Source organism: Amycolatopsis sp. 2-15, assembly GCF_030285625.1.
In the GTDB taxonomy this organism is placed as follows: domain Bacteria; phylum Actinomycetota; class Actinomycetes; order Mycobacteriales; family Pseudonocardiaceae; genus Amycolatopsis; species Amycolatopsis carbonis.
Genome location: NZ_CP127294.1, coordinates 1,231,026 through 1,252,217 on the forward strand (window position 1 = coordinate 1,231,026; position 21,192 = coordinate 1,252,217).

At 71.0% G+C, this 21,192-nt stretch carries 21 protein-coding genes and 1 pseudogene; 12 read left to right on the forward strand and 10 right to left on the reverse strand.

Features of this window, described 5'->3' with window-relative positions; genetic code table 11:
• Nucleotides 1-123: 123 nt before the first annotated feature.
• A complete protein-coding gene (locus QRX50_RS06075) occupies nt 124-1,053 on the forward strand; it encodes a serine hydrolase (protein ID WP_285970977.1) in 930 nt (309 codons plus the stop codon).
• Here the strand turns inward: QRX50_RS06075 and QRX50_RS06080 are convergent, their stop codons facing one another.
• Complete coding sequence (locus tag QRX50_RS06080; protein ID WP_285970978.1) at nt 1,054-2,265, reverse strand: alpha/beta hydrolase; 1,212 nt, start codon at nt 2,263-2,265, stop codon at nt 1,054-1,056.
• A 150-nt stretch (nt 2,266-2,415) separates the two neighbouring features.
• A pseudogene (locus QRX50_RS06085) lies at nt 2,416-3,380 on the reverse strand (alpha/beta hydrolase).
• 164 nt (nt 3,381-3,544) lie between these two features.
• Between QRX50_RS06085 and QRX50_RS06090 the strand changes: the two are divergent.
• From QRX50_RS06090 to QRX50_RS06105, 4 genes are all read left to right on the forward strand, one after another.
• Nucleotides 3,545-4,018 (forward strand): MarR family winged helix-turn-helix transcriptional regulator, encoded by a 474-nt coding sequence (locus QRX50_RS06090; protein ID WP_285970979.1) that lies wholly within the window; start codon nt 3,545-3,547, stop codon nt 4,016-4,018.
• Between the two features lie 56 nt (nt 4,019-4,074).
• Nucleotides 4,075-4,923, forward strand: a complete 849-nt coding sequence (locus tag QRX50_RS06095) for an SAM-dependent methyltransferase (RefSeq protein WP_285970980.1) — start codon at nt 4,075-4,077, stop codon at nt 4,921-4,923.
• Nucleotides 4,924-5,043: 120 nt separating this feature from the next.
• Nucleotides 5,044-5,514: a hypothetical protein gene (locus QRX50_RS06100; RefSeq protein ID WP_285970981.1), complete on the forward strand. Its 471-nt coding sequence runs from the start codon at nt 5,044-5,046 to the stop codon at nt 5,512-5,514.
• A gap of 147 nt (nt 5,515-5,661) precedes the next feature.
• The gene (locus tag QRX50_RS06105) at nt 5,662-5,895 is read left to right on the forward strand and encodes a hypothetical protein (protein ID WP_285970982.1); all 234 of its coding nucleotides are present in this window, start codon (nt 5,662-5,664) and stop codon (nt 5,893-5,895) included.
• Between the two features lie 3 nt (nt 5,896-5,898).
• Here the strand turns inward: QRX50_RS06105 and QRX50_RS06110 are convergent, their stop codons facing one another.
• The gene (locus tag QRX50_RS06110) at nt 5,899-6,837 is read right to left on the reverse strand and encodes a patatin-like phospholipase family protein (RefSeq protein WP_285970983.1); all 939 of its coding nucleotides are present in this window, start codon (nt 6,835-6,837) and stop codon (nt 5,899-5,901) included.
• Nucleotides 6,838-6,942: 105 nt separating this feature from the next.
• Here QRX50_RS06110 and QRX50_RS06115 point away from each other — a divergent pair, with 105 nt between their 5' ends.
• The 4 genes from QRX50_RS06115 (at nt 6,943) to QRX50_RS06130 (ending at nt 10,806) form a co-directional block, all read left to right on the forward strand.
• Nucleotides 6,943-7,488 (forward strand): PadR family transcriptional regulator, encoded by a 546-nt coding sequence (locus tag QRX50_RS06115; RefSeq protein WP_285970984.1) that lies wholly within the window; start codon nt 6,943-6,945, stop codon nt 7,486-7,488.
• On the forward strand, nt 7,485-9,485 hold the full coding sequence (locus QRX50_RS06120; RefSeq protein ID WP_285970985.1) for an NADPH-dependent 2,4-dienoyl-CoA reductase: 2,001 nt from the start codon (nt 7,485-7,487) through the stop codon (nt 9,483-9,485). The genes QRX50_RS06115 and QRX50_RS06120 overlap by 4 nt, the downstream gene beginning before the upstream one ends.
• 46 nt (nt 9,486-9,531) lie before the next feature.
• Nucleotides 9,532-10,485: a prephenate dehydrogenase gene (locus tag QRX50_RS06125; protein WP_285974370.1), complete on the forward strand. Its 954-nt coding sequence runs from the start codon at nt 9,532-9,534 to the stop codon at nt 10,483-10,485.
• A gap of 81 nt (nt 10,486-10,566) precedes the next feature.
• Nucleotides 10,567-10,806, forward strand: a complete 240-nt coding sequence (locus tag QRX50_RS06130) for an antitoxin (protein ID WP_285970986.1) — start codon at nt 10,567-10,569, stop codon at nt 10,804-10,806.
• A gap of 7 nt (nt 10,807-10,813) precedes the next feature.
• Here QRX50_RS06130 and QRX50_RS06135 read toward each other — a convergent pair whose 3' ends face one another.
• Entirely contained in the window at nt 10,814-12,775 is a 1,962-nt protein-coding gene (locus QRX50_RS06135) for an FUSC family protein (RefSeq protein ID WP_285970987.1), read from the reverse strand.
• Between the two features lie 72 nt (nt 12,776-12,847).
• On the opposite strand from QRX50_RS06135, the gene QRX50_RS06140 reads away from it, so the two are divergent.
• A complete protein-coding gene (locus tag QRX50_RS06140; protein WP_285970988.1) occupies nt 12,848-13,300 on the forward strand; it encodes an SRPBCC family protein in 453 nt (150 codons plus the stop codon).
• Nucleotides 13,301-13,369: 69 nt separating this feature from the next.
• Nucleotides 13,370-14,128, forward strand: coding sequence for a polysaccharide deacetylase family protein (locus tag QRX50_RS06145; protein ID WP_434533242.1), 759 nt, complete (start codon nt 13,370-13,372; stop codon nt 14,126-14,128).
• Nucleotides 14,129-14,132: 4 nt separating this feature from the next.
• Here the strand turns inward: QRX50_RS06145 and QRX50_RS06150 are convergent, their stop codons facing one another.
• The 6 genes from QRX50_RS06150 to QRX50_RS06175 all read right to left on the reverse strand — a co-directional run bounded on the left by QRX50_RS06150 (nt 14,133) and on the right by QRX50_RS06175 (nt 20,525).
• Nucleotides 14,133-16,715 carry a CHAT domain-containing protein gene (locus QRX50_RS06150; RefSeq protein WP_285970989.1) on the reverse strand — a complete coding sequence of 861 codons (2,583 nt, stop codon included), beginning with the start codon at nt 16,713-16,715 and terminating at the stop codon, nt 14,133-14,135.
• A 63-nt stretch (nt 16,716-16,778) separates the two neighbouring features.
• On the reverse strand, nt 16,779-17,261 hold the full coding sequence (locus tag QRX50_RS06155) for a carboxypeptidase regulatory-like domain-containing protein (RefSeq protein ID WP_285970990.1): 483 nt from the start codon (nt 17,259-17,261) through the stop codon (nt 16,779-16,781).
• Nucleotides 17,258-17,863, reverse strand: a complete 606-nt coding sequence (locus QRX50_RS06160; RefSeq protein WP_285970991.1) for an RNA polymerase sigma factor — start codon at nt 17,861-17,863, stop codon at nt 17,258-17,260. Before QRX50_RS06160 ends, QRX50_RS06155 begins: the two co-directional genes overlap by 4 nt.
• Nucleotides 17,864-18,817: 954 nt before the next feature.
• Nucleotides 18,818-18,958, reverse strand: a complete 141-nt coding sequence (locus QRX50_RS06165) for a hypothetical protein (RefSeq protein WP_285970992.1) — start codon at nt 18,956-18,958, stop codon at nt 18,818-18,820.
• Nucleotides 18,959-19,058: 100 nt separating this feature from the next.
• The gene (locus tag QRX50_RS06170) at nt 19,059-19,814 is read right to left on the reverse strand and encodes an SGNH/GDSL hydrolase family protein (protein WP_285970993.1); all 756 of its coding nucleotides are present in this window, start codon (nt 19,812-19,814) and stop codon (nt 19,059-19,061) included.
• A gap of 87 nt (nt 19,815-19,901) precedes the next feature.
• Nucleotides 19,902-20,525: an NAD(P)-dependent oxidoreductase gene (locus tag QRX50_RS06175; protein WP_285970994.1), complete on the reverse strand. Its 624-nt coding sequence runs from the start codon at nt 20,523-20,525 to the stop codon at nt 19,902-19,904.
• A 90-nt stretch (nt 20,526-20,615) separates the two neighbouring features.
• Between QRX50_RS06175 and QRX50_RS06180 the strand changes: the two genes are divergently transcribed.
• Complete coding sequence (locus QRX50_RS06180) at nt 20,616-21,188, forward strand: TetR/AcrR family transcriptional regulator (protein WP_285970995.1); 573 nt, start codon at nt 20,616-20,618, stop codon at nt 21,186-21,188.
• Nucleotides 21,189-21,192 lie beyond the last annotated feature (4 nt).

Here is a 21,192-nt window from a genome sequence, read left to right on the forward strand (position 1 = left end):
GTGAAACGCCGGTGCTTGCCCGCAGGCCCCCGGAGCGTCACCGGATTTGGCCTTCTTCGAGATCAATGCCACAAAAGGCCTCCGATTCGGCAACACCGAACGGGTGATCGGACAAATCCGGTCATGCGCAAAGTGAACATCCTCTTCCTCGTGGGGCTGTGCCTGGGGGCACTCGTCGCGCTGGTGCTCGTGGTGGTGCAGCCGCAGCGCCACATCGTCACCGCGCTGGGACCGACGCCCGTCGCGGCGGCGGGCACGGAGACCACCGGCGGTCAGGAGCCCGCGCCGGACACCTCGGACACCCCGGCCCCGACCCGGTCCAGCGGCGCGAGCGCGAAGTCGCACGCCCCCGCCAAACCTGGCGCCGATCGGGGCAAGCAGCTGGAGAAACTGGTCCCGGACGGACACGTGAGCGTGGTCGTCTACGACCGCCGCACCAAGTCCACGGTGATCTCACTCAACCCCGACCGCACCTACACCTCGGCGTCGCTGGTGAAGCTGATGATCGCGTTCCGGGCTCTCGACCACGGCGCGGCAGCGTCGACCGTCACGGAGATGCTGGAACGCAGCGACGACCACACCGCCAGCGCGCTCTGGACCCAGTACGGCTGGACGTCGATCGTCGACGACGCCGTTTCGCGCATGGGGCTCAAGAACACGCGGCCACCGGCCAGCGCCGGCCACTGGGGCGACACGCGGATCACGGCCGGCGACATCACCAGGATCTACCAGTACCTCATGGACGAGGCACCGGAGCGTGACCGCACGGTGATCCTCAACGCGCTGCACCACGCGACCGAATACGGGGCCGACGGCATCCGCCAGTTCTTCGGTATCCCCGACGCCTTCGGGCCCGGGAACTTCGCCGTGAAGCAAGGGTGGTCCTGCTGCGAACCGTCCGACTCGATCATGCTGCACACCACCGGACTGGTGGACGACGACCGCTTCCTCGTCACCGTCCTCACGCAACAGCCGGCGGCCGCCGACTACGGCAAGGCGTCGGCAAAGATCACCGCCGTCATCAAGAACCTGGTGTCACTGCTGAGAAGCTGATCACTGGTCCGTTGAGGACAGTCCACCTCGGGCACCCGCCGAAGGCAGCGGCCACGGCCGCACTCCCCCGCTGACGTCGAGCTGCCGACCGGCCGCGCACGGCCCGGGGATGCGCGCGCCGATCCACGCCAGGACGTCCGGCAGCTGCGACTTGAAGGTGTTCATGTTGTGCCCCGCGTCGGGGATCCGCCACGAGGAGAAGCGGACGGGGGCTTGGGCGGCCGCGCGGATCTGGTCGATGGCGAAGCTCTCGTAGCTCTCCTTGTCGCCTGAGATGGCGAGAATGTCCACAGGGGACGGGTGCAGCCGCACGTTCACGCGGACGTTGTTGGCGTCGTCGATGTCGTGGCGGCCGTGGAAGAGGTCCTCGGTTTCGGAGTCGACCTGGGCGCGGTCGTAGCCGCTCACGCTGACGGCCTGCGCGAACCACTGCGGGTGGCGCGTCACGAGGTTCATGGCGCAGTAGCCGCCCGAGGACCAGCCCGCGATGGTCCACGCGCCGCGCGCCGGGTTGAGGCCGAGGCGCTGGATGGCCCACTCGCGGACGTCGGCGGAGAGGTAGGTGTCGTTCGGGGTCCCGCCGACCTCGTCGACGCATTCGGTGTCGTGGCCGACCTTCGGGACACCCGTCGGGTCGGGGATCACGACGACCGTGGGCGGCAGCACGTGCTTGGCGATCGCCGCGTCGAGCTGTTCGGGCAGGCGGTAGCCGCTCGTGGCGACCTCCGGGCCCGAGGGGTAGTTCGGGATCCACTCGATCGCCGGGAACTTCAGCGAGTGGTAGGCCAGCTGGAAGTACTGCGGCGGCAGGTACACGGCGACGTCGCGCACCAGCCCGGTGCGCCGGCCCGTGACCTTCATGTGCAGCACGGTCCCCTTGCCCTCGCGCGCGTGCACCACGCCGAGGTCGCGCATCTTGTCGAGGTCCGCGCCGTTGTCGCCGGCCTCGGCGTCGACGCTTTCGGCCGCGTACACGCCCGTGCCGAGCAGCGAGCCGAGCGTGGGGAAGAAGCCGCCGATCAGGTTGCCCACCAGCGAAACGCTCCCCACGACCAGCACCACCGCCGTGAGCACAGTGGCGCTGCGTCCGAGCTGCTTGCGTTTGCGCCACCGGTCCCAGAACCACGGAACGGCCACGACCGCGAGCACGGCCAGCACGCCGATCACGATCACTTCGACCGGTGAGTCCAGCGGGATGCTGCTCAGGTGCACGGGAACCCCCTCCAGGACGCGTGTCCGGAAGATCGAACCCGCTGTACAAACCTCTGTACAAGAAACGTTCGGCAGGCCACCCCCGTTGTGATCAGGTGAGCGCTGTCACAAGATCAAGAGGGTAGCCCGCCGGGCGTCTCAGCTGCGGTTTCAGGCCCCGAACGCGGTACGCAGGACGCTGATCGCCTGCTTGATCGCGGCGTCGGCGGCCAGGGTCTCGCGCAGCGCGTTGACCATCACGAAGTCGTGGATGGCGCCGCCGTAGCGCGCGGCCGTCACGGCGACGCCCGCCTGGCGCAGCTTCGCCGCGTACGCCTCGCCCTCGTCGCGAAGCACGTCGGCTTCGCCGGTGATCACGAGCGCCGGCGGCAGGTCCGCCAGGTCCGCGAGCGCCGCGCGCAGCGGCGACGCGGTGATCTCGGCGCGCTGGGCCTCGTCGGTCGTGTACTGGTCCCAGAACCACTTCATGGCGTCGCGCTGGAGGAAGTAGCCCGTGGCGAACAGGCGGTAGGACTCGGTGTCGAAGTTGGCGTCGGTGACCGGGTAGAAGAGCACCTGCTGCAGGAAGCGCACGTCGCCGCGCTGCTTGGCCATGATCGTGAGGGCGGCGGTCATGTTCCCGCCCACGGAGTCACCCGCGATGGCGACACGGGAGGTGTCGAGCCCCTTCTCGGCGCCGTGCTCGACGGCCCACTTCGCGACCGCGTAGTTCTCCTCGATCGCGACGGGGTAGCGAGCTTCGGGCGAAAGGCTGTACTCGGGGAAGACCACGGCCGCGCCGGTGCCGGCAGCGAGCTCGCGGACCAGGCGCTCGTGGGTGTGGAAGCCGCCGAAGACCCAGCCGGCGCCGTGGACGTAAACGAGGATCGGCAGGGGACCGGTCACGCCCTGGGGCTTGACGATGCGGACCTCGACGTCGCCGTTCGGGCCACCCGGCACCTGGACGACCTCGATGTCGGCGGGCGGCATCTCGACGGGGCCGTCCTGCACGCCGTCGACAGCCTTGCGGCCTTCGGCCGGCGGGAGCTCGAACAGGAACGGGGCGCGGCCGTGGCCTCGGAAAACGCCTGCGCTGCGGGTTCGAGGGCGAGGTTCTGCGGGTTCGGGGTGGTCATCTCGGGTCTCCTCCAGGCGGTGTCCGTTGCTGACCCTCATGAAACTAGTACACAACTTAGTTGCGCACAACTAAGCTGAGTACAATGAGATGTAAGGCACTTGAGTTGCCTGTTGGGCACAATTCGGGGATCATCGAGAGTTACACCTTGCAGAGGAGGTACCCATGACCAGCCAGGATCCCGGTGAGACGGGCTCGCTCCTGCTCGACGACCAGCTCTGCTTCGGGCTCTACTCCGCGTCGCGCGCCGTCACGTCGCTCTACCGGGCACTGCTCGAGCCGCTCGACCTCACGTACCCGCAGTACCTCGTGATGCTGGCGCTGTGGGAGCACGACGCCCAGCAGGTCAAGGAGCTCGGCGCCGCGCTGAACCTCGACTCGGGCACGTTGTCGCCGCTGTTGAAGCGCCTGGAGAAAGCCGGCCTCGTCACGCGCGAGCGGCAGGCCGACGACGAGCGCTCCGTGCGCATCACGCTCACCGACCAAGGCCAGGCGCTGCGCGAACAGGCCGAGCGGATCCCGCCGCACATCGGCCGCGCACTGGGCTTCGACCTCGACACGATCGTCCGGCTGCGCACTTCGATGGACCAGTTGACGGAATCCGTGAACGCCTATCGGGACGCCATCACCCCGAACTGATCCGCGTGTTCCGCGCCGTGGTTAGCATGGGCGCGAATCGAGCGGTGAGGACGGCGATGATCGAAAACGACGAAGCCCTGCGCGCTGTCGAAGGCAGCATCGACCGGCCGTCCGCGGCCCGGATCTACGACTACTTCATCGGCGGTCACACGAACTACGCCATCGACCGCGAGTTCGCCGAAAAGGTGCGCGCGCGGCTGCCGCTCATGGGCGACTACTGCCTGACCAGCCGGCAGTTCCTCGGCCGCGCCGTGCGCCAGTGCGTGCGCGCCGGCATCCGGCAGTTCATCGACATCGGTTCGGGTCTGCCGACGGCCGGCAACGTGCACGAGGTCGCCGACGAGGAGCGCCCCGAGCACGACGTCAACGTGCTTTACACCGACAACGAGCCCGTGGCACTCGCGCACTCGCGGATCCTGCTCGACGAGACCGCCGACCCGGAGCGCCACGAGGCCGTGGCCGCCGACCTGCTGCAGCCGGAAGAGCTGTGGGACCGCGTGATGGACTCCGACGTCATCGACGTGCGCGAGCCCGTCGCGCTGATCGTGAACGCGGTGCTGCACTTCATCAAGGACGACCAGGACCCCGACGCCATCCTGTCCTTCTACCGCGACCGCGTGGCGCCCGGTTCTCTGCTGGTGCTCTCGCAGATGACCAACGAGAACCCCGTGGACGACGACGAACGCCAGGCGCTGGCCGACCTGCTGGAGTACTACGAGTCCACGACCAACCCCGGCGTTCTGCGGACCATGGCGGAGTTCTCCCGGTTCTTCGGCGGGTGGCCACTGCTGGAGCCCGGCCTCGTCTACGCGCCGGCGTGGCACCCGGACCGCAACACCGTGTTCGCCAAGGCGCCTTCGGAGTCGCGCGTGATCGGCGGGGTGGCGCGGAAACCGTCGCTCTGACCGGTTTACGCGGCCTCGGCGGGGTGAAACCGACCCGGGATCAACCCTGGGTTTGACGTTTCCCGGCCCGCCGCCCGCCAAGCTGGTGCTCACCTTGGGTTCGGCCTGGAGGGGACCACCGTGAGCAACACCGTCAACATCCTCATCGGACTCGTCGTGCTGGCGCGGCTGTGTTGGCGACAGACGCAGAAACGCCTCGTGCGCGAAGACCGCAAACCGACCGTCCTGCTCATCCTCGCCGTGCTCGGCGTGGTCTCCCTCGCGTCCTTCTTCAAGGGCGGCACCCCGGGCACGCCCGCCGTGCTGCTGCTCATCGGCAGCCTGATCGTCGCGGCGCTCTTCGGCCTCGTCCGCGCCTACACCGTGCGCCTCTGGCGCGCCGACGGACAACTCTGGCGCCAGGGCACCTGGCTGACCGTGGCCCTGTGGGTGGCCGCCATCGCCATCCACATCGGACTGGACTTCGTGATCGACGCGAACAGCCCGGCGAAGGGCCTGGGGAGTGCTTCGATCCTGCTGTACCTGGCGGTTTCGCTGGGTGCGCAACGGGTTGTGGTGCAGTCAAGGGCGAACCACGTCGTGGCGGCCTGAGGTGACGGCGCGCAAGAGCCCGCAGGAGAAGAAGGCCCTGAGCTAAACCGGCGCAACAACTACGGCGAGAACGACAAGAGCTCACGCAAGAACATCCGCCGCAACAAGCGCGGGTCCAACAGCGCCGACCGGCGCCACGACCGCCTGGTGACGCACTCGGCGACCGGCCCCGTCGACCTCGAAGCCGCCGAGCAGGCGGACGAGCGGCTCGGCGTCAACAAGTCGCAGTGGTTCACCAAGGGCTGGCGGAAGTTCCGTGACGCTCCACTGGCCGACGACGTCGTCTATCGCCTCGCGCGCCGGGCGCGGAAGGGGATGACCACGCCCGAAGCCGCCGAGGAGCGCATCGAGCGTGTGCGGCGGCGGTCGCGGCGGCGCTGAGCTTCAGGAAGCTTCCCTCAACTGTTCCAACGCGCTGTACACCGCTTCCCGGCCCAGCTCCACCGCCCGCCGCAGCACGGCGGGGTCGCGTTCCAGCGCCCCGACGGCCGGGGAGCCGGCGGGTGGGCGGATGGTCGCCAGCCGTGGGTCCTCGCGCAGCAGGTGTTCGTCTTCCAGGTCGTGGGCGTACTGCTCGCGCCAGGCGGTGATCGTGCCCGGGGCGTGGCGGCGCAGGAACCGGGGCACCACGACGTCCTGCACCCGGGGCGGCGGGGCCGGTACCTCGTCCGACCGGCGGGTGCGCAAGACCAGCACGTCCGTCGCCCCTTGAGCCAGAGCCGTCCGAAAGGGCAACGGCTCCGCGACTCCCGCGTCGACAAAACGACGGCCGCCCATCGCGATGGGCGGCCCGGCGAGGACGGGCATGCACGACGAGGCCGCCAGGGCGGTTTTGATGTCGGCGACCTCGGAGATGAACGGGTGCAGGTCGGTGGACTCGCCGGTGTCCGCGTCGGTCGCCAAGGGGTGGAACGTGACGGGGTTGGCGAGGATCGCCGGGAAGTCCATGGGCTCCAGCACCGAATACACCTGGTGCACGAGGTAGTCCAGGTCGATCACGGACTTGCCGCGCAGAGCTTGGAGCGGGTTGATGATCCGGCGCATCACGGTGGGGTTCCACCAGGTGCGCACGCCCGTCTGCGAGCGTCCGCAGAGCAGCCACGCGGCGTTCAGAGCGCCGGCGGACGAGCCGTAGACCGCGTCGAACGCGGGCGTCGCGCCCATCTCGTCCAAGGCCAGGACCATGCCGCTCGAGTACGTACCGCGGCTGCTGCCCCCTTCGATCGCGAGCACGAGGCGGCGGTCGTCACTCCGCTCCCCCGGCACGCTGCCCGACGCCAGCCGCTCGTTGATCAGTTCCAGAACCGGGTGCACGGTGTCCATCCTGGTCGGTTCACGCCATTCGTCGACCCGATTTGCCCCACCCTGCCGGGTGACCTGCGTTGCACTGGGTTGCACTGCACCTAGTTGCATAGAACTCTGAGCGACATGGCACTGGAGCACGCGATCCTCGTCTCGCTGTCCGAACGCTCGGGTTCTGGCTACGAGCTCGCGCGCCGCTTCGAGAAGTCCATCGGCCTGTTCTGGAGCGCCACCCACCAGCAGATCTACCGCGTGCTCAAGCGGATGGCCGACGCCGGCTGGGTGGCCGTCGAGACCGTCACGCAGGACGGGCGGCCCGACAAGAAGGTGCACACCGTCAGCGAAAACGGGCGCGCCGAGCTGCGGCGGTGGCTCGCGGAGCCCAACGCGGCGGCCGGGCCGCAGGAGCTGGCCGTGAAGCTGCGCGGGGCGTCGTTCGGGAACGAGCACGCCGTCGCCGAGGAGCTCCGCCGGCACCGAGCCGCCCACGCCGAACGCCTCGACGCCTACCGCCAGATCGAGAAACGCGACTTCCCTGCCCCCGCCGAGCTGCACGGCCGCGCACTGCACCAGTACCTCGTGCTGCGCGGCGGAATCCGGGCCGAAGAGGGCCAGGTCGAGTGGTTCGACGAAGTCCTCACCGCTCTCCAAGACGAGAAGGACGCCCGATGACGCCCTACCCCCACCTCCTGCGACCGCTCGACCTCGGCTTCACGACCCTGCGCAACCGCGTGCTCATGGGCTCGATGCACACCGGCCTCGAAGACCGCGCGGCCCACTTCCCGCAGCTCGCCGAGTACTACGCCGAGCGCGCCCGCGGCGGCGTCGGCCTGATCGTCACGGGTGGGTTCGCGCCGAACCGCACGGGCTGGCTGCTGCCGTTCGCGTCGAAGCTTTCGACAACGGCGGAAGCGAAGGAACACCAGCAGCTCACCGCGCCCGTGCACGAGGCCGGCGGCAAGATCGCGCTGCAGATCCTGCACGCGGGCCGCTACTCCTACAACCCGTTGAGCGTCTCGGCGTCGAGCCGCAAGGCGCCGATCAACCCGTTCCGCCCGCGTGCGCTGACCGGCTACGGCATCCGGCGGACGATCCGCGCGTTCGCCGACTGCGCCGCGCTCGCCCGTGAGGCGGGGTACGACGGTGTCGAGATCATGGGCTCGGAAGGGTACCTGATCAACCAGTTTCTGGCCGAGCGCACCAACAAGCGCACCGACAGCTGGGGCGGCTCGGCGGAGAAGCGCCGCCGGTTCGCCGTGGAGATCGTGCGGCGCACGCGCGAAAAGGTGGGCCCGGACTTCATCATCATCTACCGGCTCTCGATGCTCGACCTCGTCGAAGGCGGGCAGAGCTGGGACGACGTCGTGGCGCTGGCCCGCGAGGTCGAGGCCGCGGGCGCGACGATCATCAACACCGGCATCGGCTGGCACGAGGCCCGCGTGCCGACGATCGTGACGTCGGTGCCGCGCGCCGCGTTCACGTGGGTGACCGGGAAGCTCAAACCGCACGTGTCGATCCCGGTCGTGACGTCGAACCGCATCAACATGCCGCAGGTCGCCGAAGAAGTCCTGGCGCGCGGCGACGCGGACCTCGTGTCGCTGGCGCGGCCGTTCCTCGCTGACCCGTCGTGGGTCCGCAAGGCTTCGGAGGGCCGAGACGACGAGATCAACACCTGCATCGCGTGCAACCAGGCCTGCCTCGACCACGCGTTCAGCCGCAAACCCGTGTCGTGCCTGGTCAACCCGCGCGCCGGGCACGAGACGACGTTGGTGCTGTCGCCGGCTCGGCGCGTGAAGCACGTGGCCGTGGTCGGCGCCGGGCCGGCCGGGCTCGCGGCGGCGACGGCGCTGGGCGAGCGTGGCCACCGCGTCGAGCTGTTCGAGGCGGCGGGCGAGATCGGCGGCCAGTTCGGCATCGCGCGGCGGATCCCGGGCAAGGAGGAGTTCGCCGAGACCATCCGCTACTACGCGCGGCGGCTGGAGGTAACGGGGGTGAAGGTGCACCTTTCGCGGCGGGCCTCGGCGTCGGATCTGACCGGGTTCGACGAGGTCGTGCTGGCCACGGGCGTCGTGCCGCGGGTGCCGGCGCTGGAGGGGATCGATCATCCGAAGGTCGTGTCCTACGTGGACGTCGTGCGGGGCGGCGCGCCGGTCGGGTCGCGGGTCGCCGTGATCGGGGCCGGCGGGATCGGGGTGGACGTGAGCGAGTTCCTCACGTCGTCGACCTCTCCGGATCGCGACGAGTGGATGGCGGAGTGGGGTGTCACGGACCCCGAGCTCGCCCCGGGTGGGCTCGGGGTGGCGCGGCCTTCGCCGTCGCCGCGGACCGCCTACCTGCTGCAACGCAAGAAGACGCCGATCGGGGCGGCGCTGGGCAAGACTTCGGGCTGGGTGCACCGGGCCGCGCTGAAGGCGAAGGGCGTGGAGCAGATCTCCGGCGTCACATACGAGCGGGTGGACGACGCCGGGCTGCACGTGACCGTCGACGGGAAAACACGGCTGCTCGAGGTGGACACGGTGGTGGTCTGCGCCGGTCAGGAGCCCGTGCGGGACCTGGCGGGCGCGCTGGGTTCGACGCCGGTGCACCTCATCGGCGGGGCCGACGTGGCGGCCGAGCTCGACGCGAAACGCGCCATCGACCAGGGCACGCGCCTGGCGGCCACGCTGTAGCCGGGTTGCGGCCACTGGCAGGATGAGGCCCGTGCGAGATGTGTGCGTGATCGGGCTCGGGCTCATCGGCGGGTCGCTGCTGCGCGCGAGCGTGGCCAGCGGCAGGACCACGTGGGGCGCCGCGGTGTCCGAAGTGGACGCCGACGCCGCCAGCCGCGCCGGCTACGACGTGACCACCGACGTGGAGGCGGCCCTGCACCGCGCGGCGACAGCCGAGGCGCTGATCGTGCTCGCCGTGCCGCTGCCGGCCGTCGAGAACCTGTTGCGGCTGGTCGCGCAACACGCGCCGCACTGCGTGCTCACCGACGTGGTGAGCGTGAAGGGCCCGATGCTCGACGCCGTGCGCCGGCGCGCGCCATACACGCGTTACGTCGGCGGGCACCCGATGGCGGGCACCGCCGAGTCGGGCTGGCTCGCGGGCAACGCCTCGCTGTTCGAGGGCGCGGCCTGGGTCGTCGGCGTCGAGGAGGACACCGACCTGCTGGCCTGGGCCGAGGTGACCCGGCTGGTGCTCGACGTGGGCGCGTTCGCGGTGCCGCTGCCCGCCGACTCGCACGACGAGACCGTCGCGCGGATCTCGCACCTGCCCCACCTGTTCGCCGCCATCCTGGCGACCATCGGCGCCCAGGGCGGCCCGCTCGCGATGTCCCTGGCCGCCGGCTCCTACCGCGACGGCACCCGCGTGGCCGGCTCCAGCCCCGAACTGGTCCGCGCCATGACCGAAGGCAACCGCGACGCGCTGCTGCCCATCGTCGACGAGGCCCTCGGCCGCCTCGGCGCCGCTCGCGGCTCCCTCGCCTCCACCGGCGGCCTCGCCGCCACCATCAAAGCCGGCCACGACGGCGCGCTGGCCTACTCCACCGCCCACGACGCCGCCCGCTCGGGCGTGCGCATCACGCTCTCCGCCCCGGACGCCCGCGACGCGCTGATCGGGTTGGGCGAGCGCGGGGGCCGGATCACCGCCCTCGACGACGGCGTGGCCGGCGGCGAAGTCACCTAACCCAGGGAATTCGCCGGAGTTGCCGGGGGCGTCCGTTGTGTGACGATGAGGGCGTCTCAACTCCGGGATTGGGGAGCGAACATGGGCATCAACTTCGACGAGCTCAAGAACAAAGCCACCGAGGCGCTGCGCGACAACAGCGACAAGATCGAGCAGGGCCTCGACAAGGCGGCCGGGTTCGCCAAGTCCAAGACGAGTGGCCACGACTCGCAGATCGACGGCGGCGTCGAGAAGGCCAAGGGCTTCCTCGGAAAGCTCGCCGGCAACGACAAGCCCGGCAACGGCAACCCCGGCGAGGGTCAGCAGCCGCCGCAGCAGTAGCGGCCGGTCAGGTGCGCCGGTGGTAGGGCAGGAACCGGCGCACCAGCCGCAGCGGGGTGGTTTCCACGAGGTCCGGGCCGCGCACCGCGTCGAACGTCGAGCCGAGCTGGTCGACGACGCCGGCGAGCTGGGCGCTGTCCGGCAAGGGCACGGACTCCGGCTCACGTTGCTCGCGCACGGCCGCCGCGAGCTCGGCCAGCGCGTCGGTGACCAGCGTGATCTCCGCGGGCGACGGGGCCGGTACGCCGCGGCCGAGCGTCACGGAGACCTCGGTGACGGCGTCCGTCACGCGTTCGAGCCCGGCGATCACCGGCCACCAGGCCACGGCGTGCCGGCCCGCGGGTGAGGGCTCCACGATCACCTGCTGGAACGCCGTGCGCAGGTCCGCGAGAGCGCGGTAGGCGGCGCGGCGGGAGCGGGAACGGGCCAGCCGCGCTTCGGGCGTCGAGTTGAGGACCAAGGCCGCCCGGACGTAAGCCGCGACCGTGTCGAAGCTGTCCGCCAGCCGGCCGCCGACCCGGGGGCGGCGGGAGCCGGGCCAGAGCAGGTAGCCGATCAGCAGCACGATCACGCAGCCGGTGACGGTGTCCAGCAACCGCGCGAGGACGACCGACCAGCTGCCCGTCTGGGCGAGGTCCATCTGCAGGATGATCAGCGGCGTCACGAAGGTGCCGAGCATGCCGTAGTTGCGCACCTTCCCGATCGCGGCACCGCCCGCGAACAGGGCGATCAGCGCCACCAGCACCCAGCCGCGCGCGCCGATCGCGAGCACGACGGCGCCGATGCCGACGCCCGCGATCGTCCCCGTGCCACGGAGCAGCGCGCGGCCGAAGACCGAGCCGAAGTCGGGTTTCAGCACGACGCCGACCGTCAGTGTGATCCAGTACGAGCGCTCGAACGGCACCAGCAGCGCCACGACCTCGGCCACCGCCACGCACACCGTGAGCCGCAGGGCAGCCAGCCACGTGTAGGGCCCCGAAGCGAGCGAACCGAGCCATTCGCGGAAGCGCTGCCACGGCGACGCGGGCTTGCGGCGCTGCCGGTCGTCACCCTTCTCGATGCGCGCGAGACCGGCGTAGAGCGCGGACTCCACCGGGTTGAGGTCGTCCTCGGGGACCGGCGGCGGCTCGGGTGGCGGCTGCGTCGCGAGCACCGACGCGGCCACGCGCGTGAGGTAGTCGATGACCTCGGGCGGCGGCCGGTGCCCGGCGTTGACCATCGCCACGGACGCCTCGACGGCCGGTGTGGTGGCGGACAGCAGGTTCAGCAGCTGACGGTAGGTGGCGTCGCGGCCCGAGAGCCACGAGCGCGCGGTGAGCAGCCGGTCGTAGGCGGTGCTCATCGCCGTGGTGAGCTGGTTTCGGGCGACGCGCGAGGTCGGCTCGTTTGTGGCCGACAGCATCGCCGCGAGCTCGATGTAGACCTGCGCGACAGCGGTGCGTTCGGGGCTCGTGCCGCGGACCGTCCACGTCACCAGCGCCACGAACAGGCTCCAGGCCGCGCCGAGGCAGAAGTAGCCGAACAGCTCTTCGACCTTCAGGCCCGTCGCGTGCTGCGCGGTGCCGAGCACGCAGAAGACGAACATCTGCAGCGCCGCCACCGACGCGTTGCTGCCGCCCGCGCTGATCAGCGCCGACACGGCCGCGATCACCACGATCGCCGGGATCGACCACGCCGGCATCCCGCCCGTGAGCAGGCCGACGAGGTAGCCGCCGGCCGCCGCGAACGTCGCGCCGCCCAGCCGGCGGGCGCGGTAGCGGTACGGCCCGGCGGCCTCGGACAACACGGCGGGCAGCGCGCCGGTGGAGACCAGGGCGCCCACGCCGATGTCCCCGGCCGCATACGCGACGGCCAGTGGCGTGGCGAGCGCGACGACGGCGCGGGCGACCATGTTCCACGGCACCGGGACCGGTTTCGAGCGGAGGAGCTGGACCAGCCAGTGCGGCGCGGCGAAGTCGGGGCGGCTCACGCACCCATCTTGACCTACGCTGAGCGCCTCGGGTCAATTATCACCCTGTCAACAAGACGGAAGGGGCCGACGATGCCGGGCCGTACGTACTCGTTCGAGGTCAACCGCGTGAGCACGGCGCCGCCGGAAGTCCTGTTCCGCCTGGAAACCGAGGGTCCGCTGTGGTCGACGTGGGGCCGGCCGCTGATCGTGCAGGCGCGCTGGGCGCGGCGGGGTGACGACGATCCCAACGGCGTCGGCGCCGTCCGCGAAGTGGGACTGTGGCCGGTGCTGCTGCGGGAGAAGACAGTGGAGTACGAGCCCGACCGGCGCCACGTCTACACGTTCGACGGCTCCGGGCCCGTGCGCGACTACCGCGCCGAAGTGTTCTTCACCCCCAACACCGCGGGCGGCACGGACCTGCGCTGGACGGGTTCGTTCAGCGAGTCCGTGCCCGGAACCGGAGCTTTCGCCGCCGCCGCGCTCCGCAGGGCGATCCGGATCCTGTCGGCACAACTGGTCAAAGCGGCCGACTCCGGGCGCTGACCCGGGTGTGCTGGGCCACAGCGGTTCAACTCCGGCCACGGTCGCGACGTCTCCCCTCGTGTGAAGCGCGTGACGAAGCTGGGTGCTGTGGTGGCCGGGTTGTTCGTGGTGGCGGCTTGTTCCGCCCCGGCACCGGTTGTCGCGCCGCCGCCCAGCCAGCCGAACCCCGCGCCGGGCGCGGTGCACCCGGCGGCTCCGCCGGGGCCGTACGCGTTCGGCACGGTGCAGCAGAAGGCACCCGCCATCGCCGACGGCAAGGTCGGCGTGGTTCGCCGCATCACCACCACCAAGCCGTACGTGTTCATCACCATGGACGACGGCGCCGTCAGGGATCCTTCGGCACCCGGGCTGATCCAGCAGTCGGGCGGGCACCCGGTGCTGTTCCTGAACCAGCGCTACGTCAAGGGCCACGAAGCCTACTTCAAGTCCATTTTGGACTCGACGGGCGCGACGCTGGGCGACCACACCGTCGACCACCCCAACCTCAAGGGAAAACCGCTGGCCTACCAGCAAAAGCAGATCTGTGACGACGCCGACGACTTCGAGCACGAGCTCGGCGTGCGGCCCGTGTTGTTCCGCCCACCGTTCGGCAACTACGACCAGAACACCCTGCACGCCGCCCAGCTCTGCGGCATGCGGGTCGCGGTGCTGTGGTCCGCCGCCGTGAACGACGGCCACGTCCAGTTCCAGGTCGGCGACAAGTTGCGACCCGGCGACATCGTGCTCATGCATTTCCGCAAGACGTTCAAGGAAGACTACGAAGCTTTCCTCGCGCAGGCAAAGAAGGACGGTCTGACGCCGGTGCCGCTGGCGGACTTCGTGGGCTAGCTCGTCAGCCCGCACCCAGGCACACGAACGGCCGCCGCAGCGGGTCCACGGCGATCGCCTCCGCCAACGCCAGCGCGGGCGGCGTGCCGTCGGACAGCCGCTGGTGCAGGTCCGACATCGTGTCCGCCGCCGCGCGGTCGCCGACGCGGGCGACGGCGCCGATGACCGTGCGGGAACCGCTCGCCAGCAGCGTGCCGGCGAAGCCGAGGGCTTCCTCGCCCGGGCGGATGTGGCTCATGGCGAGCTCGCAGGCCGCGAGGACGACGCGTTCGGGCGGGTTCGCGAGGCGCGAGGTCTCGTGGGCGAACAACGGGCCGTCGACGAGTTCGAGGCGGGAGAACAACGCGTTGGCCGGCTCGTGGGCGCCGTGGGCGACGAGGTGGGCCAGGCGGGTGCCGTCGAGGGCGGCGAGGACGGCGGAGCTGGTGGCACCGGAGCCGTCGACGAGGCGGGCGTCCGGGTAGACCGAGCGGAGTTTGCTCACCTCGCCGACCGCGCCGGGCACACCGGGGCCGCCCGCGAGCAGCACGGCGCCGGCGTCGGTGGCGCGTTTGGCGGTGATCCACGCGGTGGCCGACGGCGCGATGGACACCGCGTGGCCACGCAGCGACGGCAGCGCGCCCCACGGCATCGCGTAGAGCTGGCCGATCGGGACGATCACGAGCTCGCGGTCGTCGAGGGTCTTGACCAGCGACGCGGAGATCAGCGCGTCGAGCTTGTCCGCGCGTTGGACGGCGGAAGCCGCCACGGTCTCGGCAAGCATCGGGGGCAGGTGATCGGGCGCCAACGCGTCGAGGTCGGCGTGCAGCTGCTTCGCCGTCTCCACGATGTCGTGGTACGGCCCGAGTTTCAGCAGCCGGAACGAGCCGCGGTCGACGACCACTGAGTACAGCTGCCCGTTGTAGGGCACCAGGCTCACGAGCACGCGGTCGCCGAGCTGCGCCACGACCTCGTCCGGCGTCGCGACCGGCCGCGGCCGGCCCCACGGGCTCGTGTGCCAGCCGAGTCGGCTCGCCTCGTGCTGCAGCGCAGAGTAGCGCTGCTCCAGCGCCTTCACGGGCTCGCCCTCGGCGCGGGCGCGCTGGATGGTGCGCTGCAGGTGCCGCATCTCGGTGATGTGCTTCGACAGCGCCGGATCCTCGATCACCGGCAACGGTTCGTAGCGGTAGACCTGTGCCCGCGTGCGCTCCAGCCACGCGAACATCCGGCGGGCGCCCGCGGCGTTGTTGCGGGCGCGGCGCAACACGAGCTGCATCGCGAGCCGGCCCAGCTCTTCGCCGTGCACGGCCGTGCCGCACACCAGGTCGAGCCCGCCCATGCGGTCGCGGATCATGCCCAGCTCACGAAGCCCGGCGCGCGCCTGCGCGAGCGCGGACCGCGGCCGGCCCGTGGCCACGGCCAGCTCCGCGCGGCACAGCCGGAACAGCATCCGGTGGTCGATCGGCGTCGTCTCACGCGGCTTCGGCACCCGGGCCAGCACCTTCGCGGCCTCGTCGATTTCCTGACGCCGCAACAGGAGCCGGACGGCGAGCAGCCGCGCGACGGCCGCCTCATCGCGCACCCCGAGCTCCGACAGGCGTTCAGCCAGCGCCACGAGCTCGGCGGGCAGCCGCGGCGTCGACCGGGCGCCCCGCGTGCTGAGGATCTTGTGCGCGTCGGCGCGGAACCGGGCGAGGCCGGCGATCTCGGCCCACCTCGTGTTGCCACGGCGCAGGAACCGGCGCCGCGCGGCGGACGCGAACTTGCGCGCCAGCGCGAAGTCACCTTCCAGCAACGCGGCGGCTGCGCGGGCGACTTCGGCTTCAGCGACGTACTGGCCCGAGCCGTTCGCGCGCAGCTCGGGCAACGCTTCGTCGAGGTGACGTGCCGCTTCCTCGCCGAGGCCCGCGGTGAGCAGCGCCCGCGCTTGGTCGAGCCGCACGACCATCAGCGCCCCGGGCGCGACCGTGCCGAGCAGCCGCGCAGCCTCTTCGTAGTTGCGCAGTGCCTCGGGCACGTCGCCGACGAGCTGGGCGTGGTCGCCGAGGTTCTGCCGGATCTTCGCCTCGAGCAAGGTGAGACCGTGCTCGACCGCGAGGGCAAGCGCGCGGCTCAGGTCACCGTGCGCGAGGTCCGGCTTGTTCATCGCCATGTGCACGAGGGCGCGGTTGTTCAGCGTCCGTACGAGCAGCACGAACCCATCATCCACTTCGGACTCGATGGACGGCAGCACCAGGTCGTAGAGGGCCCGCGCGTCGGCGAAGCGGCCCGCGCGCATGACGATGACGGCGCGCTGCAGGCTGATGATCAGCCGCAGTGAGCTCCGCAACGCCCCTGGCGGAAGCCGCAATCGCACGTCTTCGGCGACCTCGAGGTGCGCCAGGCCCGCCCGGGTCGACGTGACCTCCGCTTCGGCCGAGGCCAGGCTGATGAGCACCCTGGTGCGCAGCTCGAGGACGTCGGGCACCGGTTCGGGCGCGCGAGCGAGCCGGCTGAGCGTGTGCCGGAACAGCCGGATCGCTAGGCCGGGCCGATGATCGGCGGCCGCGGCGCGACCTCGGGTGTACAAATCAGCCGCCGCCGCGATCACTCGATCGAGGGCTGACAACTGCTCTGACACACCTTCTATCTGAGCACACTCCAGCGACACGCCGTAACGCCCGTCCGGGTTCTAGAGCACGACCGTGGGAGTCACGACAGTCCGGCGCCGCGGCCCCTCACCGAGGTGCACCAGGATCTGCGTGGTCCCGCACGGCACGTTCTCGAGCACGAACCGGCCACCCTCGTCGGCGACGGTGGCGAACGTGCCCTCGTCGGCGACGCGAACCTCCACCTGGTACCCGCCGGCGGGCGCGAGCCAGCCGTCGATCCGGTGCAGCTTGCCGACGCGGGTCAGGTTGACCATCACTGTCAGGTCGCTGACGGTGAACGTGATCGTGCCCGTGGCCGTGCTGCGGACGCCGGCGAGCTCGCCGGCACGCTCCCACCGCGCGACCTCGACGTCGAGGTTCTCCAGTTCGAGCGCGAATTGGACCCGCTGCACCAGATCGTCCGGTGGCGGGTCCAGTTCGTCGAGGAAACGACCTAGGTCGGCGAGCAGCGTCTCGTCGTCAGGCAGAGCGCTGCCACTTCCCGGCGCGCCGATGTCGTTCATCGGCCACCCCCTTCTCCTGCGAGGAGATCGCGCATCGTGTCGAGGCAACGACCCCTGGTGGGTCCGATGCTGCCGCGCGGCATCCGCATCGCTTCGGCCACCGCCTGGTATTCGGCGCGGCCGGCGAGCACGGTGAGGCGAAGCAGTTCCTGGCAGCGAGTGGGCAGCCGGAGGAAGGCGCGCCAGACCCGTCGGTCGTTGTCGGCGCGCACCGCTTCGTCCTCCGGCGCGGGGTGAGTGCTTTCGAGGTTCTCGGCGACCTCGTCGCTCAACGGCACCGGCTGGACGCGGCGCCCGTACGGGTGGGCTGCTTCGCGTCTCGCGGTGGTGATCAGCCACGCGGCCAGCGCGCGCGGATCGCGCAGCTTCTCCAGCTGGCTGAACAGAGCGAGCCACACCGTCTGCACGACGTCTTCGGCGACCTGGCGGTTCAGCCCGTTCGCGCGCGCGACGTGCCAGACGAGCGGCGTCAGCTCCTCGACGAGTTTCGCCATCGCCCGCCGGTCACCGGCCCGCGCCGCCTCCATGCAGGCAGCGTGCAGGTCGACGCCGGTCAGGCCTTCCCATGGCGGGTCTACCTCGGTGGTTTGCACGTCGGTCACCGTATCTGCCTCGCTCGCGAGGCGCGTTGGGTTCGGCGGCGGTGTGGTGGGTCTGTCTCGGGGGCCTTCTCGGGGAAGGAGCAGGCAGGAAGGGCTGGGATACATCGGGTCACTTACTCGGGTGGAGGGCCGGTGTGGTGGGTCGTTGGTGGATCGGTGCTGATCAGTGCTGATCAGTGCTGATCAGTGCTGATCGGTGCGGTGGATCGGTGGCGCAGGGTCGGGTTCTCGGCGGTCCGGTCGGGTGCGGGCCGGCCTGGTCGGTCGGCCCTCCTCGACGCGGTCCTGCTGCGGTGGGCCGGCCCGGTAGAGGCCAGTCCGTCGCGGTTCGGTTGTCCATGGCCCGACCTGGTAGGTCGGCCCTCGGTCGCGCGGACTCGGTAGCCGGCTCGGTGTGCCGGTCCTCGTCCGCGCAGTTCAGTTGTCCGCGACCCGACCTGACGGGTCGGTCCTCGGTCCTCCGGACTCCGTAGCCGGCTCGGTGTGCCGGTCCTCGTCCCCGTCCCCGCTGTTCGGTTGTCCGCGACCCGACCTCGCGGGTCGGTCCTCGATCGCCCGGACTCGGAGGGCCGGTCGTTGGTCACGTGGTCTCGCGGTGAGCCGGCGTGGTGTGCAGGTTCTTGTCCTCGTGGTCCGCGGTGGCGGACCGGCTCGTCGTGGACCGGTCTGGTCCTCCGGCCCGGTTGATCACCTGATCCGGCGTGGTGCACCGGACCGGCAACCACCCCGGCCCCGCCCAGGGACCGATCCGGTGACCGGCTCCCCCGTGAGCCGGCCCGGCAAGGCGACTTTGTGCACCGACCGGCGCGAGCGTGCACCCGCACCGGCCGGCGCTCCCCTCCCTCTTCCACGGGTCCGCTCCCCATCGGACCCGTCCGGACGGGTCCTCCCCTGAACCCGCCCGGCAGACGGCGTCCGGCAGCCCCCTCGGCCCCCGGGCGCCGCCCGGTCTCGCTACTTCGAGGTGGTCGGCTCGTCGTACGGGTCGAAAGAGCCATCGGGCTGCGTCGTGGTGCCGCCGCCGTGGGGCGGCTCGCCGGTGGTGACCGGCGGCACCGTGGTCGGCGTGGGTTCTTCGGTGGATTCGGCAGGCATTGGGGTCTCCCTTTTCCCTCGGCTGCCCCATAGGACGCAACCAGGGTCCACCCAGATACACGGAGAGCAAAGATTTCTGGGAACTCTTCGTCTCCGCTGGTCAGATGGGCTGGCGCGGCTCTCTCGGATGCGGACCGACCGTGACCACCGGTAGGCCGGCAACCACCGCGGGCGCCAACGCCGCGGCCCAGTCGCGGTACCCGACCGGCCCCGGGTGGAAGCGGTCCTCGGCGAACGTGCCCTCGTGCAGCAGGTCGGGTGTCATCGCCGAGTACGTGACGCCCGGCAGCCGCGCGAGCTCGGCCGCCGCCGTGTCCAACGCCGTCGAGCGCGCGGACAGCGCGTCCCGCAGCGGCCGCGGCAACGACGGGAAGCTCGCCATCGGCGGCACCCCGGCCAGGACCACCGGCACCGGCCCCAGCCGCCGCCGCACGTCGACGACCACCCCGAGCAGGTCGCGCCGGAACCGCGCGGCCGAGTGCAGCTCGAGGGTGTCGTTCACCCCCAGCGCGACCACCACAACGTCAGCCGGCGCCAGCCGCGCGACCAGCGAACGCCGGACCACCGCGGCAGTCGCCCCCGTCAGGCCCACTGCTTGCCAGCGCACCCGCAGACCGCGGCGGGCGAGCTCGTTCGCGAGCTGCCCGGTGAGCCCGTCGGCGTGCGCGGCCACGCCGACGCCGTCCACGGTGGACTCCCCCAGCACGGCGACCCGGACCACGGGACCCTCGCCGGTGATCCCCTCGGCGGGGCCGCCGGCGCCGGGCAGGCGCGGGGTGCCGCGACGAACGCGCAGCGCTTGCACCGCGAGGACCGGGGCCAGCGCGGCGAACAGGAAGAACCGGAGGAGGACCATGCCACCGACCTTAAACACGATCACCGACGGTTCCGGCGCCCGAAGCCGAGTTGCCCACAGGCAGAGCGAGTTGTGGACAACTCGCCCTCAACCGCGCGCGATCCCGACGGTCTCCCCGATCAACGCCGTATCCTCCGCCGCGTCGAGCAGGAACGTCGCAACGTCGGCGCGCGAAATGACGAAGCCGCCCCGCACCGCGCCGTGCTTGCTGAAGCGCACGCGGCCCGTGGCCGGACCATCGGTGAGCCGAGGCGGCCGCACGATCGTCCACTTCATGGCACTGGCCCGGATCACCGACTCCATCACGCGCAGATCGTCGAAACCGTTGCGCAGCACCGCACCCAGGATGGGTTTGACCACCAACCGCGTGAACGGGTCGTCGCCCTCGGTCGTCAGGCCGATCGCGCTCACCGCGACGAACCGCGCGGTGCCCGCCGCCGCGATCACGGCCCGCGCACCGTCGGCGTTCACCGTGGTCGGCCGCCGGTCGCGCGCCCCGAGCGCCAGGACGATCGCGTCGCGTCCCTCCACCGCCGAACCCAGCGAAGGATCGTCCAGCTCGAAAACCGCGACGTCCAGCTGTGGGTGACTCGCGACGTGCAGCCGCTCGGGCGACCGGACCACGGCCGTCACGTGCGAGCCCCGCGCCAGCGCCTCCCGCACGGCCAGCGTGCCGATCCGTCCACTCGCGCCGAGAACGGTGATTTTCATGGCGACTCCTCCCGCCCAGGGGTGAGTGTTCACTCACCAGGTAGGGTGAGTGAACACTCACCACGCTGAGAACGTCCTCAGGGAGCACCGTTGGGAAGCCGTCAGGACCTCGTCGCCGCAGCCGCCAAGGTCATGCGCGAGCAGGGCTACGCGCACGCGACCACGAAGGCCATCGCGCAGGCCGCGGGGTATTCGGAAGCCCTGCTGTACAAGCACTTCCGCGACAAGACAGCGTTGTTCCTCGCCGTGCTGAGCGAGGAGCTGCCGGCGCTGGGCGCCACGGCCGCGCACCTGACGCGCCACGCCGCCGACGCGTCGCTGGAACAAAACCTGACCGAGCTCGCCGGCACCGCGCTCGAGTTCTACCGCGCGAGCTTCCCGATCTCCGTCTCGATCTTCTCTTCACGCGACCTGCTGCGCACCCACCGCGCCGCGCTCGACACCGGCCACGGCCCCGACCAGCCGATCGTCCTGGTGGAGACATACCTGCGGGCCGAAGCCGAGCTCGGCCGCATCCCCGCCCACGCCGACCTCGGCGCGGCCGCGCGCCTGCTGCTCGGCGCATGCTTCCAGCAGGCCTTCCTGGACTCCTTCGAAGACACCGACAGCGGCACCGCCGTCGCCGCCCGCTTGGCGAAGACCCTGATCGCCGGGCTCCGGTGAACCG